Genomic DNA, 17,957 nt, shown 5'->3' on the forward strand with positions numbered 1-17,957 from the left:
AGCAGTTGGATCCCACCATGCACAGAGCCTCCTTCCACGAATTGCGCAAGGATTTCCGCGCCTTACTGAATTCTTCAGCCTGCTATCACACCGCTTCGGTGTTCGACCCCATGTCCGCGCGCATCGCCGGTGACCTGGGTTTCGAAGTAGGCATCCTGGGCGGTTCTGTAGCTTCACTACAAGTTCTGGCGGCGCCGGACTTCGCGCTGATCACCCTGAGCGAATTCACTGAGCAGGCCACCCGCATCGGTCGTGTCGCCCGCCTGCCGGTGATTGCTGACGCCGACCACGGCTACGGCAACGCGCTGAACACCATGCGTACCATCGTCGAGCTGGAACGCGCCGGTGTGGCTGCGCTGACCATTGAGGACACCCTGCTGCCCGCGCAGTTCGGCCGCAAGTCCACCGACCTGATCCCGGTCGAGGAAGGCGTCGGCAAGATCCGCGCGGCACTGGAAGCGCGCATCGACTCGGAAATGGCGATCATCGCCCGCACCAACGCCGAAGTGCTGGAAGTGGACGACGTGATCCGCCGCACCCTGGCCTACCAGGCCGCTGGTGCCGACGGCATCTGCATGGTCGGCATCCGCGACTTCGACCACCTGGAAGCCATCTCCCGCCACCTGTCCGTGCCGCTGATGCTGGTGTCCTATGGCAACCCGGAGCTGCGCGACGACGCCCGCCTGGCCGAGCTGGGTGTGCGCATCGTGGTCGATGGCCACGCTGCCTACTTCGCCGCGATCAAGGCCACCTACGACTGCCTGCGCGAGCAGCGCGGCGTGCATGCCTCCGACCTGACCGCTTCGGAGCTGGCGAAGAAGTACACGCTGCCCGAGGAGTACCAGATCTGGGCACGCGAATACATGGAAGTGAAAGAGTAAGACATCCCTGCCTACCCCGGAGCATCAGCTCTGCGGTGCGTGGGTGGTGAGGTACTCGATCTGCGCGTTGAACGGGTAGAGCAGCGTGCCGCCGGCCGCCTGGCTCTTGCGCAGGTACGCCCAGTGCGCCAGCAGGCGATTGCGCTCCGGGGTGTCCGGCAACGCCTCGAGGTGTGATTGCAGGCTCGTGCGCAGAGCCTCGATGCGCTGGCTGTCCGTCGCGGACGGTTCGCCCAGCAGCTTGCGATTGGCTCCCCGGGCTTCCAGCAGCGCCAGTTCGCGCAGTTCACCGATCATCGAGGGAGCACTGTCCGAGCTGCTGGCCAGGAAGCTGTCGAAGAGTTCGGCGACCTCCCGGGTCTGCTGCAGCGCCTGCTGCAGGTTGATGCCCTTCCTGCTGTAGGCCTCGCGCACCTTCAGCAAGGTCTGTTGATGCAGCTGCCAGATGTCCTTCAGCGCCTTGGCTTGCTTCTGCCCTTCGAGCTGGCTTTCGAACACCACGCCCAGACTGTCCAGCCGGACCAGGAAGCGATCATCACCGGTAGCGGCGTAGAGCAGCAGGTAGCGCTCGATGTCCTGCAGCAACGGATCGGTCCGCCGGGCGCTCGCTTGGGCGGTCAGCGCGGTGCAGGACAGCGCACCGGACAGCAGCAGGCCGGCGAGCAGGACGGGAATGGAGCGCATGACGGGTTCCTTCGATGGCAATGGAAAGGTCGCCATTCTCAGTTTCACGGTCCGTCTTGCCTGTAAGGTGAATCTGATACTGCTGACGTAAAGCGCCGCTTTTGCTCCAGGGCGACCGCCCCTTGCAATTGCTCCGGACACCCTTCATATCTGTACAGATACTGATCAATTGACGGAGGTCGCCATGGCCAGCGGCTGGGCAAACGACGGAGCGGTTCAGGAGCAGATCGACAGCACCATCGAGGACGCCATTGCACGGGCACGCAACCAGATGCCCAAGGGCGAGAGCCTGACCCATTGCGAAGAGTGCGACGCGCCAATCCCCGAGGCGCGACGCAAGGCCATCCCCGGCGTGCGCCTGTGCGTGAACTGCCAGGCCGAGCACGACAAGGAGCAGGCGGCCTACGCCGGCTACAACCGCCGCGGCAGCAAGGACAGCCAGTTGCGCTGAGTGGCTGTCGCACGACATGAAAACGGCGCCCATGGGGCGCCGTTTTTCGTGGGCAATTATCGGCGCCAGGGGTCAGGGCTTCAGCGGCACCAGCACGCTGAAGGTGATGATGCCGTCGGCCTGCTCGACTTCGATGCGGCCGCCGTGGGCGCTGACGATGGCCTGGGAGATGTACAGCCCGATGCCCAGCCCGCTCTTGTTGCGGCCATGACCGCCGGCGTCCTGCTTGAACGGCTCGAAGAGGTTCGCGAGGCGCGCCTCATCCAGCGCTTCGGCTTCGTTGAGGATGCTCAGCCGCGCCAGCTCGCCCTGGCGGCGCAGTTCCACCAGCACCGGGCGGCCGGGGCGACCATGGTGACGGGCATTGCTCAGCAGGTTGGCGATCACCTGCAGGTAGCGGTCCGGGTCGACTTGCGCCTGCACGCCCTCCTCGATGGCGGTCTCGATGGACAGGCCCGGATAGGCCACGTCGGTTTCCTGGACGATATCGCGCACCAGCCGCGAGAGGTCTGCGCCCACCGGCTTCACGGTCATTCCCGCGCCGCTCTGCAGCCGGCTCATCTCGAGGATCTGGCTGATCAGGCGTTCCATGCGGCTGCTGGAGTAGGTGATGTGCTGGCGCAGCTCGGCGTTGCGCACGTCGCTGGAGGAAAGCATGGCCGCCGCCATGGAGATCGACTGCAACGGGTTGCGCAGGTCGTGGCCGAGCACGGCGATCAGGCGCTGGCGCATGCGGTCGATCTCGCCGGCGCGGTTCAGGCACAGCTCCACCAGTTCGGTGCGCAGCTTCTCGGCGATGGAGAGGTCGATGCCGGTCCAGGGCATGGAGCGCCCGCGCACGACTTCTTCCCAGGCTTCGAACGAGCCGCGCGGGGTCAGGCGCGCGCCGGAGGGGCCGGTCTTGATGATCTTCTCCGGCTTGCCGCCCCAGCGAATACGGTGCACCTGCTCCAGGCGCAGCCAGACGATCCAGCCCGACTCCTGGCGATGGAAACGGATCGCCATGACGCCGCAGTAGCGCGGGTCGTGCGGGCCATCGGGCAGTTCCAGGCGCTGGTCGCTGTGGAACAGGTCCAGCTCCTCGTCCTGCTGCAGCTGGGCGACCATGGCCACCGCCAGGTCGTCGAAGTCACCGCCGATGCTGCTGGCGCGCCCGCCGAGCATCACCACCGCGCCGTCGCACGGCAGCAGGTCGGCGATGCTGGCGCCGGGGCGTGACAGCGCGCTGAGCAGGTCGTCGGAGTCGCGGGTGCGGCGCAGCAGCGCCTGCTGGCGCTCGGAGGCCTGGCGCAGGAGTTCGCTGACGCGGCTCTGCTCCAGGCGTTCGACCATGGCGCTGCACACCTGGGAAAACACCTGGAACGACATGCGGATCGGGTAGGGCACCACCTTCGGGCTCATGTGGTGGCAGGAGAACAGCCCCCACAGGCGCCCGCCGACCACGATGGAAATGCTCATCGACGCGCGCACGCCCATGTTGGCGAGGTACTCGCAATGGATCGGCGAGACGCTGCGCAGGGTGCTGAAACTCAGGTCGAACGGTTTGCCGCTGCCCGGGTTCAGCGTGGGGCGCACGGCGACCGGCTGGTAGGCCGCGTCGCCGATCAGCCGCACCGGGTTCTGCAGGTACAGGCGCCGCGCCTGGGCGGGAATGTCCGAGGCCGGGTAGCGCTGGCCGAGGTAGCTTTCCAGGTCCTCGCGGCGAGATTCGGCGACCACCTCGCCGGAGTCGTCCTCGTTGAAGCGATAGGCCATGACGCGGTCGTAGCCGGTCATCCGCCGCACTTCCTCGGTGACGCTGACCAGCAGGCTCTCGACGTCGTTGCGCAACTGCAGCTGGCTGACCAGGCGCTGGGCGTTGAGGGCGAAGGTGGTGAAGGACGCGGTCCCGGCAGCGCGCCTCTCGAATTCCAGGTAGCGCACGTCGTCATGGCTGTGGCCGATCACGTCGAAGAAGCGCCGGTTGATCCGCGTTTCCACGCTGTTGACCCAGGGGCCTGCTTCATTGAGCCCTTCAGCGAGCATCGCCAGCACGCCGGGGCCGACGTCCGCCTCGGCCAGTGGCTCGCCCAGCGTCGGGGCGATGCCCAGCAGGGTGCCGAGGTTGTCGCTGAAGCCGAGCACGCGGCCCTGTTCGTCGAGGGCGATCAGCGCGCCGTGGGGCTGGATCGCGCCCGGCACATGGATGGGTTCGTCCTCGCAGTTGGCGAGGGTGACCGTCTGCTCGCTCATGCCGGGACCGCCCGGTTCGGGGCGACGTCCAGCACCCAGTCGCGGAACGAAGTGAAGGCGCACACGGCGGCAGCCTGGGCGCGGGAGATGTCCTCGGCAGTGGTGACATGCTCGGCCAGCAGGCGCTGGAAAGCGCTCCAGCGTTCGCCGGTGTGTTCGCCGTAGCCCTGCAGCCAGCGCAGCGGCAGCGGTTCGAGCGAGGCCTTGAGGCGCTTGTAGAGCACCCTTCCGCCCAGGGTCGCGCCCTCGGCGACGTAGGCGATGCCGAAGGCTTCGGCGAGGTTGATCGCGACCGGGGCGGCGGGACAGTCGGGCAGGTCGGCGGTGGCCTGCGAGCCGGCCTGCAGATCGGCTTCCAGCCATTGGCTCTTGCCGCGTCGCAGCCGTGCATCTTCTGCGTCGGGCCAGAGCGGCCAGAGGGCTTGCTCCAGCGGGCGCATCCAGCCCAGCACGCGGGCGGCGTGGTCGAGGTAGTCGGCCTGGGTCAGTGCGGCAGTGAGCGGGGAGCGACTGTCGAGGTCGGCATGCAGCTCATGGGTAGCGGCGCGCAAAGCGGCCAGCGCAGGCGAGATGCCCGGGCGTTCGTTCGGTTGCGAAGTCATCGCCTTCATCGCGGGTCCACCTTTTTCTTCGAGCTGCAGAGCATAGCAGTTCGGGTTGTACGACCGGGGCGATAGGGGAAAAGTTGATCGAAATGTCAGGGTTTTCGAGGGGCGCAGAAGTCTCCCTGCAGGAGCGGGCCATGCCCGCGATCCGCCGGCCGGGCCGGCGTTCTCTTTCTCTCTGATGTTGCAGGTCCACTGCATTGGCTTGGTTATTTTTGCGCCGCATTGGAGTGCGCGGATGTGTTGGGTTTCGCCCCCTCGGGCGAGTCACTTCTTCCAAACGCCGAAGAAGTAACCAAGAAGGCTTGCCCCGGACATCCGGTTTTTCGCTTGGGGCGAAAAATTCCCTCGTTGAATTGGAGTTTCAGGGGCACGCTGCGAAGGGCCATCCCTGGCCCATCGCAGCTCTCGCGACATCCATGTCGCTCAACCCCTGAAACTCCAATTCAACGAGGCCTCCTGAACGGGGCATTCGGCGCGTGCGGATGTTTCCCTGGAAGCCTCATCAAAGCCAGAGCCAGAGCCAGAGCCAGAGCCAGAGCCAGAGCCAGAGCCAGAGCAGTGCTGTTCCTGCAGGAGCGAGCTTGCTCGCGAACTGCCCAACGCCGATGTCTCATTGCAGAGGCGTGCCATGCTCGTGCTCGTACAGGGAATCGTCCGCAGAAAAAGGCCGCCGCAGTTGCCTGCGGCGGCCCGGTTCACGGCGGGGTCAGAAGTTGACCTTCAGACCCAGCGTCACCGCCTGGTCGCGGTAGCCGTTGTCGCCGAACTGCTTGCCCACTTCACCCCAGACGTTGACCCGGCTGTTCACCTTGCTGGTGGCGCCGAGCTTGACTTCGAAGATGTCGCTGGCGCCGTCCATTTCGAACTTCGTGCTGCCCATCTTCGCGCCGAAGTCGTCGGTGTTGTGGATCCAGTTGGTTTCCACGTAGGGCTCCACGCCGTAGGTGTTGGCGAAGCCGCCTTGCTGGTTGCTGCGCACGGCGGCGCGGGCACCCAGGCGGGTCATGATGTTGCCGTCGCCCTGGCCGGTGACCTTGGTGCCATTGGCCTCGCGGTGGGTGTCGGCCTTCACGCCCATGTAGACGATCTGCGCCTGCGGCTGGACGTAGTAGCTGGCGCTTTCGGTCTTCGCCACGGTGAAGGTCTTGCCGGCCTCGAGGGAGGCGGTGATGCCCTTGGCGTCGTATTTCTCCTTGGCCAGTTGCTCGCCGCGCACTTCAGCATCGAAGTCATTCCACAGGACCCAGCTGTCGACGTAGGCGCCGTTCTCGTCGTCCTTGTTCTCGTACCAGGTGCCATAGACGCCGAGGCTGTAGCCGTCGATCTCGCCGCGCGAGCGGTAGCCGGTAATGCGCGATCTGGTCGTGGAGTTGCCGTTGGCGTAGCCGGCCATCACGCCGACGACCCAGTCGCCGTTGTCGGTCTGCTTGCGGTACAGGTCGCTGCCCAGTTGCAGCACGTAGCGGTTGGATTCGGTCTTCAGCTGCCCGGTGCTGTCTTCCCAGCGGCTGGAGCCGTCGACGTTGCGCATCCAGAGCATCGAGGTGACCTGCTTGCCGGTGTCCGGATCGACGTAGGTCAGGTTGCCGGTGCGGTCGTGCAGGCGGTGCAGAAACATCGTGTTGGCTGCCGCGAGGTTGGCGGTGTAGCTGCCGCCTTCGGGCTGGCGCACGCGGTCCTTGTCGCTGGGCGCGGGTTGCTCCGGCACCGGGTCGGTCGGGCCCGGATCGACGGGGCCTGGCTCTTCGGGGCCGGGATCGACGGGGCCCGGATCTTCAGGACCGGGATCGACAGGATCGGGATCTTCCGGCTCCGGATCGGGCCCAGGGCCGGGGCCCGGATCGATCGGGTCCGGATCTTCCGGTTCGGTCGGCTTGTAGGAGGTCAGGTACCAGTCGCTGTCCGCGCCGGTGGAACCGACGAAGCTGCCGCCACGGCGGAGCATGTACTCGTAGCCGCCCTCGGTTACCCGGCTGGAGGTGAACTCGCCGGCGGAGGTGCCGCCGACGGTGATCATCTGGATGCCCTCCAGGGTCTGCGCGCCGGGGCCGCCGGTGTTGTTGACTGTCACCAGCGTCTCGCCCGAGGTGCTGCCGGTGACGGCCAGCTTGTCGGTGTCGGAGCTGTCGTCGCCCAGGTAGGTGTTCATCACCAGGTGGCCGCCGCCGGTGAAGTCGCCATCCACCGTCAGGGTCTTGTAGGCGTACTCGCCGTGATCGTCGTGGCGGTCGTAGATCAGCTGTGCGCCGTCGGTCAGCGAGAGGTTGGTGAGGTTGGAGTTGCCGGTCATGAACCACTGGCTGGCGGCTCCGTCCATGGCGAGGTCGATCACCCCGTCGGTGGCGGTGCTGGTGGTGCCGTTGAGGTAGGAGCCGGCGGCCATCTTCAGGTCGAGCCTGCCCTGGTTCTCGGCATAGAGCGCGACGCCCTTGCGGTTGGCGAGGTCGTCTGCGGCGCTGCTGTCGAGCACGTAGATCGCGGCGTTCTCCGAGACGATGCTGGAGTCTGCGCCATTGGCGGCCATGGCGCGGTTGCCGTCGGTGACGGTGACCTGGGTGTCGCCGTACAGATGCACCTTGCCGCCACGCATGCCGTTGAAGTCCTCAAGGGTCTGCACGTAGATGCCGTAGGCATTGGCCTTCCCGGTGGTGATGGCGGTGCTGCCCAGGTGGATCTCGCCGCCGCGGTTGGCGAATACCGCGTGAGCACTGGAGCCCGAGGTGCTGATGGTGCTGCCATCGTCGATGCGCACTTCGGCATCGCCCTTGTAGAGCAGTGCTTCGCTGTCACGGTTGCCGGCATAGACCGCATAGCCGTTGCCGTCACTGCCATTGCTGCCGCTGCCGCTGGTGCTGATCACCGCGCCCTTGCCCAGGAGAATGCGGTTGGTGCCGCCATTCTTCGAGGTATTGGCCCGCACGCCCATGCCGGACGTGGTGATACTGGCATTGTCGCCGATGGTGACCGTGGAATTGATCGAGTTTTCGGTGACGTTGATGCCATCGGCCGATGAGCCCTTGGTGATGATGGTCAGCTTGTCGATGGAGATGTTGTTGGTGCCGATATTGGCCTGGATGGCATCGGCCTTGTAGCCGCTGAGCAGGCCCGAGACGGAGCCGGTCAGGATTGTCGCTTCCTTGATGGTGTATTGGCCGTTGTTGCCATAGATGCCGAAGCCGCCCATGGGAGCCATGCCGCCACGGGTGTTGCCGGTGTCGATGTGAACATTTTCCACGCCAGCGGGAAGGCCCCACCACACGGTTTCGTCACAGGTGTAGGTCTTGCCGTCGCCGCTGGTACTGCAGGTGGCGCTGGCCATGCCGGCCTGCCCCGCCAGGGCGATGGCCAACGCGATGTGCGAGGCCAGTAGGGTCTTGGTAAAGCGCATTGCAAACCTCCTTGCACCGCTCGCCGTGGGGCGATGCGGGGCGGGTTTCCAGCGCCTGTGTGAGCCTGTCCTGGCGGGAGATCGGAGGGTTCCGGATCGGGGTCCTGCTTTCGCTGGAAGTTGCTTTGGGGAGGCGCGGTCGCGAGTGTTTGCGCCACGCCGGACCCGCGGCCGGTAAGGGCTCTGGCGGATCAGTGGGCACATTGTTCAGCGCGCGTTCAGGTTGCCGAATAAGACGAATCTCAATCGGCGGGCAGCGGGGCGGGGGATGGGAAAAAGCTTGATTTATGGCAAGGGTGGAAGCCGGACCGGGCATTGCGCACCAGTCCGGAAAAGCGCAGGGCGCTTACTTGTTCAGCTTGACCACGTCACCGGAAACGGTGGTGGTGTAGCCGCTCAGGACCCAGGCCCAGAACCAGTTTTCCTGGACCTGGGTGTTGATCAGCGCGTCGCCGCCCTTGGCTTTGACGGCGGCATCCTGGGCGCGCACGAAGCGGTTGTTCTGCTGGATCGGAATGACGCCGAACAGCATGATCCCGGTGGCCTTTCCTTCACCGTGACCAATCACGGTGTACTGCTCGGGGCTGTAGTTCTGGGTCTTCATCGGGGTGCCGGTGCAGCCGGCGATGGCGGCGGTGGCCAGCAGGGTGGCGGCGATACGGGAAAACTTCACATGACTCTCCTGAGATACAACCCCCGGGACTCTTTCCCAGGGGGAGCGCAGGGTAGCCATCATTGCGCTGTGGCGGAAGCAGGCGATGTGTCGCGTCTCACGGGGGGCGCTCTTCAGAAGAGGAAGTACCGCTGCGCCATCGGTAGCACCTCCGCCGGTTCGCACCACAGCAACTGGCCGTCCGCGCGTACCTGGTAGTTCTGCGCATCGACCTCGATGTGCGGCAGGTAGGCGTTGTGGATCAGGTCGGTCTTCTGCACGCTGCGGCAGCCCTTCACCACGCCGATGGCCTTGCGCAGGCCCAGTTCGTGGTGCACGCCGAGGTCGAACGCGGCCTGGCTGAGGAAGGTCAGACAGGTGGCGTGGCGGCTGCCGCCGAAGCTGGCGAACATGGGCCGGTAGTGCACCGGCTGCGGCGTCGGAATCGACGCGTTGGCGTCGCCCATCAGGCTCGCGGCAATGGCGCCGCCCTTGAGAATCAGGCTCGGCTTCACGCCGAAGAAGGCCGGGCGCCAGAGCACCAGGTCGGCCAGCTTGCCCACTTCGATGCTGCCCACTTCATGGGCGACGCCGTGGGTGATCGCCGGGTTGATGGTGTACTTGGCGATGTAGCGCTTGGCGCGGAAGTTGTCGTTGCGCGCGCCGTCGCCGTCCAGTGCGCCGCGCTGCTTTTTCATCTTGTCGGCGGTCTGCCAGGTGCGCGTGATCACTTCGCCGACGCGGCCCATGGCCTGGCTGTCGGAGCTGATCATGCTGAAGGCGCCGAGGTCGTGGAGGATGTCCTCGGCGGCGATGGTCTCGCGGCGGATGCGCGATTCGGCGAAGGCCACGTCCTCGGCGATGCTCGGGTCCAGGTGATGGCAGACCATGAGCATGTCCAGGTGTTCGTCGATGGTGTTGCGGGTGAAGGGCCGGGTCGGGTTGGTCGAACTGGGCAGCACGTTGGCGAAGCCGCAGGCCTTGATGATGTCCGGCGCGTGGCCGCCACCGGCGCCCTCGGTGTGGTAGGTGTGGATGGTGCGGCCCTTGAACGCGGCGAGGGTGGTTTCGACGAAGCCGGATTCGTTGAGGGTGTCGGTATGGATCGCCACCTGCACGTCGAGGCGATCGGCCACGGTCAGGCAGTTGTCGATGGCCGCCGGGGTGGTGCCCCAGTCCTCGTGCAGCTTCAGGCCGATGGCGCCGGCGCGTACCTGTTCCTCCAGCGGCAGCGGCAGGCTGGCGTTGCCCTTGCCGGTAAAGCCGATGTTCATCGGGAAGGCGTCCGCGGCCTGGAGCATGCGCGCCATGTGCCACGGGCCGGAGGTGCAGGTAGTGGCGTTGGTGCCGGTGGCCGGGCCGGTGCCGCCACCGATCATGGTGGTGACTCCGCTCATCAGCGCCTCTTCGATCTGCTGCGGGCAGATGAAGTGGATGTGCGTGTCGATGCCGCCGGCGGTGAGGATCATGCCTTCGCCGGCGATCACTTCGGTGCTGGCGCCCAGGGCGATGGTCACGCCGGGCTGGATGTCCGGGTTGCCGGCCTTGCCGATGGCGGCGATGCGCCCGTGCTTGAGGCCTACGTCGGCCTTGACGATGCCCCAGTGGTCGAGGATCAGCGCGTTGGTGATCACCGTGTCGACGACCTGCGCGGCGCACAGCTGGCTCTGGCCCATGCCGTCGCGAATGACCTTGCCGCCGCCGAACTTCACTTCCTCGCCGTAGACAGTGAAGTCCTGCTCCACCTCGATCCACAGACCGGTATCGGCCAGGCGCACGCGGTCGCCGACAGTGGGGCCGAACATGTCGGCGTAGGCTTGTCTGCTGATCTTCATCCAGCGCTCCTTGGCTGTTGTCCTGCGGGCGCTCAGAGGCTGCCCATCACCCGTCCCGCAAATCCATAAACCTTGCGCTCGCCGGCCAGTTCGACCAGCTCCACTTCGCGGCTCTGCCCCGGCTCGAAGCGCACGGCCGTTCCGGCGGGAATATTCAGGCGCATGCCGCGCGCCGCGTCACGGTCGAACAGCAGTGCGTCGTTGGTTTCGAAGAAGTGGTAGTGCGAGCCGACCTGGATCGGCCGGTCGCCGCTGTTGGCCACCGTCAGGGCGTGGGTGCGGCGGCCGGCGTTGAGTTCGATCTCGCCGGGCTGGATGTCGTATTCGCCAGGGATCATGGGGAGCTCCGTGGGTCGAGGATCAGTTGCATGAAGGTCAGGTCCAGCCAGCGGCCGAACTTCTGTCCCACCTGCGGCATCTGCCCGCTGGTGATGAAGCCCAGGCGTTCGTGCAGACGGATCGACGCGATGTTGCCGCTCTCGATGGCCGCGACCATCACGTGCAGGCCCTGGGCGCGGGCGCGCTCGATCAGCGCCTGCATCAGCAGCGGGCCGAGGCCCTTGCCGCGCTGGTCGGCACGCACGTAGACCGAGTGTTCGACCGTCTCGCGGAAGCCGTCGAAGGCGCGCCACGGGCCGTAGCTGGCGTAGCCCACCACTTCGCCGCCGTCTTCGGCAACCAGTACCGGGAAGCCTTGCTGCGCGCGCACTTCCAGCCAGGCGCGGCGGTTCTCCAGGTCGATGGCGACCTCGTTCCAGATGGCGGTGGTGTTGAGCACGGCGTCGTTGTAGATGTCGCGCAGACTGCCGAGGTCGGCTTGGCTGGCGTCGCGGATGAGCATGTTGGTTCCTCAGGTTCGTCGGGCAAATGAATCGGTACGCTTCATTTGCCATTGTCTTTGCACCGCTGTGCGATCAGGCGATGGGCTGGTGCACGGTGACCAGCTTGGTGCCGTCCGGGAAGGTGGCTTCCACCTGGATCTCCGGGATCATTTCCGGTACGCCTTCCATCACCTGTTCACGGCTCAGCAGCGTGGTGCCGTAGTGCATCAGGTCGGCGACCGTCTGGCCATCCCGCGCGCCTTCGAGCAGCGCGGCGGAGATCAGCGCCACGGCCTCCGGGTAGTTGAGTTTTACACCACGGGCGAGGCGGCGCTCGGCGACCAGGCCGGCGGTGAAGATCAGCAGCTTGTCCTTCTCGCGGGGGGTCAGGTCCATGTCAGGTGCTCCAGATTCGGGGAGGAACGGCCTCGCGGCCGATCAGCGCCGGCCGCAGCCGGCGCCAGAGTTCGATGAGCCAGGCGCGGGCGTGCAGCGCCTCGTGGGCGAGGCAGCGGGCGACCACCAGGCCGGGCAGTTGGGTGAGGTTGCCGCGCCCTTGGCAGGGGATGGCGCGACAGGCTCCGATCAGCGCCGCGTCGATCTGCCCGCTGGCGATCAGCGTGGCCATCACCGGGTGGCCGGCCAGGCCGATGGGCGAGTCGAGCAGGCGGTCGTTGCCGGTCACGCGCTGGCGTTCGTGCCACAGGCGCTGGCCGTCGCGGCGGATGTCCAGGGCGGCGGCGAAGTGGCCATCTTCGAAGCGCTCGCCGCTGGCCGGGCGGCCGAGGGCGACGACGTCCCAGTAGAACAGCCGGGCATCCGCTTCGAGGTCGATACGCGTCGTCAGCTCGGCCTGCGCGCCGGAGTAGACGATGGTTTCCTGCGGCAGCCATTCCAGCGTGGCGCCGGGGTCGACGCGCACGTTCAGCTGCTGCTTCGCCGGGCAGCCGGCGCGGTACCACTTGGCCGCGCCGGGACTGGTGAGCTGCGCCCAGCTGTCCTGGCCGGCGTGGATATCGAGGTTCAGCGTATCGCCGCCGGCGATGCCGCCGGGCGGGTGCACGACGATGTGCTGGCAGACCTGCGGCCCTTCCGCGTACAGGTGCTTCTGCACCCGTAACGGCCCGAGGTGACGCCGGGTGATCGGCCGCGTGCTGTCGCCGACGCGGGCATAGGCCAGCTCCAGCTCGGCGTGCCAGGCGGGGTGGAAGAGGGTGGCCGGTGCGTTCATGGGCAGCTGCGAAACCAGGGATGCTCAGGACAGAGCAATCAGCGTGCCGGGATGCGCCAGGATAGTGCGTGGTGCTCTTCAGACGTGCGACAAGACAGCGTCGGCGCGGGTTCGACGAAGGTCGAGACGATTGTCCGATCGGTCAGATATGGGCGCGGTTGCGGTGCATTGAGGGGTTCGGCGCACCGCATTGGTGCGGAGTTTTCCTGTAGGACCGCCAGGCCGTGGAATCGCTCAGCCCAGCTGCTTGCGCATGTACACGCGGCGGAAGCCGTTCTCCAGCCGGCGCGCGTATTCCTGGTAGCCGTTCTTCGCGTACAGCTCGATGTTCTCCACCATGCGCTCGTTGGTGTAGAGGTACAGCGACTGGTAGCCCAATTGCACGGCGGCCTCTTCGGCATGCACCAGCAGCACGCGGCCGACACCTTGGCCAGCGCACTCGGGCAGCACGGCGATGTTATCGAGCAGGAAGCCCTCGTCGGTCTCGCGCATCACCAGCAGGCCGACCGGTGCGCCGTCCTGTTCGGCGATCAGCACGCGGTCCTCGGCGATCACCGCGTGGTAGTCGTCGAGCATCGGCCCAGGCTTGCGACCCAGCTTGGGAATCCACTGGGCGTAGGCCGCCGCCACGCAGACCGCGGCGAATCCGGCGTCGTCGTTGACGGCGGGGCGCAGGGTGATCGGCATGGCAGGCTCCAGGAAAAACGAATACGGGGCCTGGCAGCTTGCCACCCGCCGCCGTCATCCGCCAGTGACAGGTCGTCTCAGATGGTCACCAACCCGCGCACGCCGTCGCTTTCCATGTCTGCGCCACGGCCCTGCTGGACGATCTCGCCACGGGACATCACCAGGTACTGGTCGGCCAGTTCGGCGGCGAAATCGTAGAACTGCTCCACCAGCAGGATGGCCATGTCGCCCCGTTCGGCGAGCTTGCGGATCACCGCGCCGATCTCCTTGATCACCGAGGGCTGGATGCCTTCGGTGGGCTCGTCGAGGATCAGCAGGCGCGGCCGGCTGGCCAGCGCGCGGCCGATGGCGAGCTGTTGCTGCTGGCCGCCGGAAAGATCGCCGCCGCGACGCTGCTTCATCTCCCGCAGCACCGGGAACAACTCGTAGATGAACGCCGGCACGGCCTTGGCTTCGCCGGCGCTGAAGCGCGACAGGCCCATCAGCAGGTTTTCCTCCACCGTCAGGCGCGGAAAGATTTCCCGCCCCTGTGGCACGTAGGCGATACCGGCATGCACGCGCTGGTGCGGCTTGAAACCGGTGATCGGCTTGCCCTCCCAGCTGACCTTGCCGTCCTTGGCCGGCACCAGGCCCATCAGGCAGCGCAGCAGGGTGGTCTTGCCCACGCCGTTGCGCCCGAGCAGGCAGGTGACCTCGCCGATCTTCGCGTCGAACGACAGGCCACGCAGGATGTGGCTGCCGCCGTAGTACTGGTGCAGTTTGTCGACTTGCAGCATGGGAGTTGCCCCTGTGGAGAGTCTTGATATGCCTTTACGGCTGCCGTGCCTCGAGCGCTGTTGGGTATCGCTTCGCTCCACGCCAACCTACGCCGTGCCTCCCGGCGAAATGCGTGCGTAGGATGGGTGGAGCGCAGCGATACCCATGCTGTGGAGTGAACGTCAGCGGCCGAGATAGACCTCTATGACCTGCTCGTTCGCCTGCACTTCCTCCAGCGAACCCTCGGCCAGCACGTGCCCCTGGTGCAGCACGCTGACGTGGTCGGCGATGCTGCCGACGAAGCCCATGTCGTGCTCCACCACCATCAGCGAGTGCTGGCCGGCGAGGGACTTGAACAGCTCAGCGGTGAACTCGGTCTCGGCGTCGGTCATGCCTGCCACCGGCTCGTCCAGCAACAGCAGTTGCGGCTCCTGCACCAGCAGCATGCCGATCTCCAGGAACTGCTTCTGCCCGTGGGAGAGCAGCCCGGCGGGGCGGTTACGCGACTCGCGCAGGCGGATGGTGGTGAGCACTTGCTCGATGCGGTCCTTCTGCTCGCCGGAGAGCTTCGCCCGCAGGCTGGCCCACACCGACTTGTCGGTCTTCTGCGCGAGCTCCAGGTTCTCGAACACCGAGAGCGCCTCGAACACCGTGGGCTTCTGGAACTTGCGACCGATGCCGGCCTGGGCGATCTCCACCTCGCTCATGCGGGTGAGGTCGAGGGTTTCGCCGAAGTAGGCCTTGCCGTTGTCCGGACGGGTCTTGCCGGTGATGACGTCCATCAGCGTGGTCTTGCCCGCGCCGTTGGGGCCGATGATGCAGCGCAGCTCGCCGACGCCGATGTACAGCGTGAGGTCGCGCAGGGCGCGGAAGCCGTCGAAGCTGACGTTGATGTCTTCCAGGGTGAGGATGGTGCCGTGGCGCACGTCCAGCTGGCCGCTGGCGCTCGAGCCGATGCCGATGGCATCGCGGCTGGCGCCCGGGTCGCGGTTGGGATCGTAGGCCGGTTCCAGCATCAGGTGGGGGACTGCTCTCATTGCTCTTTCTCCCGCTTGATCAGGCCGAGGATGCCGCGCGGCAGGTACAGGGTGACGATGATGAACAGCGCGCCGAGGAAGAACAGCCAGTACTCGGGGAAGGCCACCGTGAACCAGCTCTTCGCGCCGTTCACCACGCCTGCGCCGAGCAGCGGGCCGATCAGCGTGCCGCGCCCGCCGAGGGCGACCCAGACGGCGGCCTCGATGGAGTTGGTCGGCGACATTTCGCTGGGATTGATGATGCCCACCAGCGGCACGAACAACGCGCCGGCGAGACCGCAGAGCACGGCGCTCAGGGTCCAGACGAAGAGCTTGTAGCCGCGCGGGTCATAGCCGCAGAACATCAGGCGGTTCTCGGCGTCGCGCAGGGCGGTGAGCACCCGGCCGAACTTGCTGCGCGCCAGGGCGAAGCCGATGGCCAGGCTCGCCGCCAGCAGCAGGACGATGGCGATGAACAGCGCCGCGCGGGTGCCCGGCGCGGTGATCGGAAAGCCGAGGATGCTGCGGAAGTTGGTGAAGCCGTTGTTGCCGCCGAAGCCCGTCTCGTTGCGGAAGAACAGCAGCATGCCGGCGAAGGTCAGCGCCTGGGTCATGATCGAGAAGTACACGCCCTTGATCCGCGAGCGGAAGGCGAAGAAGCCGAATACCAGCGCCAGCAGGCCGGGCGCCAGCACCACCAGGCACAGTGCCCAGAGGAAATGCTGGGTGCCGGCCCAGTACCAGGGCAGCTCCGTCCAGGAGAGGAAGGTCATGAACGCCGGCAACTGGTCGCCGGCAGCCTCGCGCATCAGATACATGCCCATGGCGTAGCCGCCGAGGGCGAAGAACAGCCCGTGGCCCAGCGACAGCAGGCCGGCGTAGCCCCAGACCAGGTCCAGGGCCAGCGCGACTATGGCGTAGCAGAGGATCTTGCCGGTGAGCGTCAGCCCGTAGGCGGAGAGGTGCAGCGCGTGGTTCTCCGGCAGCAGGTGCAGCAGCGGCAGGATCAGCAGCACGACGAGGGCGGCGCCGACGAGCCCGGCGGTGAGTTTCGGGCCGGCCTTCTGCGCGGCCGTCACGGTAAGTGGCTGGTTCAATCGATGACCCTCCCTTTCAGAGCGAAGAGCCCCTGCGGACGTTTCTGGATGAACAGGATGATCAGCGCGAGGATCAGGATCTTGCCCAGCACCGCGCCGATCTGCGGTTCGAGGATCTTGTTCGCCACGCCCAGGCCGAAGGCGGCGAACACGCTGCCGGCGAGCTGGCCGACACCGCCGAGCACCACCACCAGGAAGGAGTCGATGATGTAGCTCTGGCCCAGGTCCGGGCCGACGTTGCCAACCTGCGACAGCGCCACGCCACCGAGGCCGGCGATGCCCGAGCCGAGGCCGAAGGCGAGCATGTCCACGCGGCCGGTGGGCACGCCGCAGCAGGCGGCCATGTTGCGGTTCTGGGTGACGGCGCGGACGTTCAGGCCCAGCCGTGTACGGTTGAGCAGCAGCCAGGTGAGTGCCAGCACGAACAGTGCGAAGCCGATGATGACGATACGGTTCCACGGCAGCACGAGGTTGGGCAGCACCTGGATGCCGCCGGACAGCCACGCCGGGTTGGCCACCTCGACGTTCTGCGCGCCGAACAGCACGCGCACCAATTGGATCAGCACCAGGCTGATGCCCCAGGTGGCGAGCAGGGTTTCCAGCGGGCGCCCATAGAGATGGCGGATCACCGTGCGCTCCAGCGCCATGCCGATGCACGCGGTGACCAGGAAGGCCACCGGCAGGGCGAGCAGCGGGTACAGCTCCAGCAGGCCGGGCGCGTAGCGCTGGCAGAGCAGTTGCACCACATAGGTGGAGTAGGCGCCGAGCATCAGCATCTCGCCGTGGGCCATGTTGATCACCCCGAGCAGGCCGTAGGTGATCGCCAGGCCGAGGGCGGCGAGCAGCAGGATCGAGCCCAGCGACAGGCCGCTGAAGGCCTGGCCGAGCAGGTCGCCCATCAGCAGCCGGCGCTTGACCTGGCCGAGGCTGGTGGCGGCGGCGGTGCGTACCGAATCGTCGGGTTCGACGGCGGGATCGAGCAGATTCTCCAGGCGAGTGCGTGCCTGCGGGTCGCCGGACTCGCCCAGCAGGCGCACGGCGGAGAGGCGCACCGCCGGAGCCGGGTCGGCCAGCTGCAGGTTGGCCAGGGCCAGTTGCAGGGCGGCTTTTACGCCGTCGTCGGATTCTTCGTTGAGGCGATATTCGAGCAGCGTGCGTTGCGCCGGGCGGGCGCTCTTCTGCAGCTGGCGGGCGGCTTCAAGACGCACTTCGACGCTGTCGGCGACCAGCTGGTGGCTGGCCATGGCGGTGTTCACCAGGCCGCGCAGGCGGTTGTTCAGGCGCAGCTTGTCGGGCTCGCCGACCGGCGCGGCGCCGCCATCCGCGGGCTGGTATTGCCCTGCGTCACCGAGGAGGAAGGCACGGCCCTGCGCATCGACGGCGAGACGGCCGGACTGGATAGCTTCCAGCAACGGCAGGCGATCGGCATCAGGCGCGGCGGCCCATTGTTCGAGCAGTCTGGCGCGGGCGTCGTTGTCGGCGCTGGCGAAGTCCTGCGCGGGGCCGGCGAAGGCGAGCTGCGGCAGCAGCGCGACTAGCGTCATGGCGCAGAGGCGGAGCAGGTGGAGCAAGGCAGTGGGCATCTTCGGAGTTCCCTGGGCAGCCGTGTGGGGCGGTT

17 protein-coding genes are annotated in these 17,957 nt (G+C 66.7%); 2 read left to right on the forward strand and 15 right to left on the reverse strand.

The features are described from left to right. The first annotated feature begins 17 nt into the window (after nt 1-17). Nucleotides 18-881: an isocitrate lyase/PEP mutase family protein gene (locus IB273_RS24910; RefSeq protein ID WP_017518216.1), complete on the forward strand. Its 864-nt coding sequence runs from the start codon at nt 18-20 to the stop codon at nt 879-881. Between the two features lie 24 nt (nt 882-905). Here IB273_RS24910 and IB273_RS24915 read toward each other — a convergent pair whose 3' ends face one another. After that, complete coding sequence (locus IB273_RS24915) at nt 906-1,565, reverse strand: hypothetical protein (RefSeq protein ID WP_151188467.1); 660 nt, start codon at nt 1,563-1,565, stop codon at nt 906-908. Nucleotides 1,566-1,749: 184 nt separating this feature from the next. Between IB273_RS24915 and IB273_RS24920 the strand changes: the two genes are divergently transcribed. After that, on the forward strand, nt 1,750-2,016 hold the full coding sequence (locus IB273_RS24920) for a DksA/TraR family C4-type zinc finger protein (protein ID WP_081515587.1): 267 nt from the start codon (nt 1,750-1,752) through the stop codon (nt 2,014-2,016). 72 nt (nt 2,017-2,088) lie between these two features. Here IB273_RS24920 and IB273_RS24925 read toward each other — a convergent pair whose 3' ends face one another. The 14 genes from IB273_RS24925 to urtB all read right to left on the reverse strand — a co-directional run bounded on the left by IB273_RS24925 (nt 2,089) and on the right by urtB (nt 17,922). Next, entirely contained in the window at nt 2,089-4,248 is a 2,160-nt protein-coding gene (locus IB273_RS24925) for a GAF domain-containing protein (protein ID WP_192225257.1), read from the reverse strand. Further along, nucleotides 4,245-4,850, reverse strand: coding sequence for a biliverdin-producing heme oxygenase (locus IB273_RS24930; RefSeq protein ID WP_192225258.1), 606 nt, complete (start codon nt 4,848-4,850; stop codon nt 4,245-4,247). The genes IB273_RS24925 and IB273_RS24930 overlap by 4 nt, the downstream gene beginning before the upstream one ends. Nucleotides 4,851-5,562: 712 nt before the next feature. Further along, nucleotides 5,563-8,244 carry an autotransporter outer membrane beta-barrel domain-containing protein gene (locus IB273_RS24935; protein ID WP_192225259.1) on the reverse strand — a complete coding sequence of 894 codons (2,682 nt, stop codon included), beginning with the start codon at nt 8,242-8,244 and terminating at the stop codon, nt 5,563-5,565. Between the two features lie 346 nt (nt 8,245-8,590). Beyond that, the gene (locus IB273_RS24940; RefSeq protein ID WP_081515591.1) at nt 8,591-8,917 is read right to left on the reverse strand and encodes a hypothetical protein; all 327 of its coding nucleotides are present in this window, start codon (nt 8,915-8,917) and stop codon (nt 8,591-8,593) included. A gap of 113 nt (nt 8,918-9,030) precedes the next feature. After that, a complete protein-coding gene (gene ureC / locus IB273_RS24945) occupies nt 9,031-10,731 on the reverse strand; it encodes an urease subunit alpha (RefSeq protein WP_192225260.1) in 1,701 nt (566 codons plus the stop codon). A gap of 32 nt (nt 10,732-10,763) precedes the next feature. Next, a complete protein-coding gene (locus IB273_RS24950) occupies nt 10,764-11,069 on the reverse strand; it encodes an urease subunit beta (RefSeq protein ID WP_081515593.1) in 306 nt (101 codons plus the stop codon). After that, nucleotides 11,066-11,572: a GNAT family N-acetyltransferase gene (locus IB273_RS24955; RefSeq protein WP_151188462.1), complete on the reverse strand. Its 507-nt coding sequence runs from the start codon at nt 11,570-11,572 to the stop codon at nt 11,066-11,068. Before IB273_RS24955 ends, IB273_RS24950 begins: the two co-directional genes overlap by 4 nt. Nucleotides 11,573-11,645: 73 nt before the next feature. Beyond that, complete coding sequence (locus tag IB273_RS24960; RefSeq protein ID WP_017518207.1) at nt 11,646-11,948, reverse strand: urease subunit gamma; 303 nt, start codon at nt 11,946-11,948, stop codon at nt 11,646-11,648. Between the two features lies 1 nt (nt 11,949). Beyond that, a complete protein-coding gene (locus IB273_RS24965) occupies nt 11,950-12,783 on the reverse strand; it encodes an urease accessory protein UreD (protein ID WP_192225261.1) in 834 nt (277 codons plus the stop codon). Nucleotides 12,784-13,017: 234 nt separating this feature from the next. Continuing rightward, nucleotides 13,018-13,470 (reverse strand): GNAT family N-acetyltransferase, encoded by a 453-nt coding sequence (locus IB273_RS24970; protein ID WP_081515596.1) that lies wholly within the window; start codon nt 13,468-13,470, stop codon nt 13,018-13,020. 77 nt (nt 13,471-13,547) lie between these two features. After that, nucleotides 13,548-14,246: an urea ABC transporter ATP-binding subunit UrtE gene (gene urtE, locus IB273_RS24975; RefSeq protein ID WP_081515597.1), complete on the reverse strand. Its 699-nt coding sequence runs from the start codon at nt 14,244-14,246 to the stop codon at nt 13,548-13,550. Between the two features lie 162 nt (nt 14,247-14,408). Next, nucleotides 14,409-15,263, reverse strand: a complete 855-nt coding sequence (gene urtD, locus IB273_RS24980) for an urea ABC transporter ATP-binding protein UrtD (RefSeq protein ID WP_151188460.1) — start codon at nt 15,261-15,263, stop codon at nt 14,409-14,411. Next, nucleotides 15,260-16,339, reverse strand: coding sequence for an urea ABC transporter permease subunit UrtC (gene urtC / locus IB273_RS24985; RefSeq protein WP_151188459.1), 1,080 nt, complete (start codon nt 16,337-16,339; stop codon nt 15,260-15,262). The genes urtD and urtC overlap by 4 nt, the downstream gene beginning before the upstream one ends. Then, nucleotides 16,336-17,922, reverse strand: a complete 1,587-nt coding sequence (gene urtB, locus IB273_RS24990; protein WP_192225262.1) for an urea ABC transporter permease subunit UrtB — start codon at nt 17,920-17,922, stop codon at nt 16,336-16,338. The genes urtC and urtB overlap by 4 nt, the downstream gene beginning before the upstream one ends. Nucleotides 17,923-17,957 lie beyond the last annotated feature (35 nt).

Origin of the sequence: Pseudomonas sp. PDM19 (assembly GCF_014852215.1) — a bacterium.
Taxonomy (GTDB): domain Bacteria; phylum Pseudomonadota; class Gammaproteobacteria; order Pseudomonadales; family Pseudomonadaceae; genus Pseudomonas.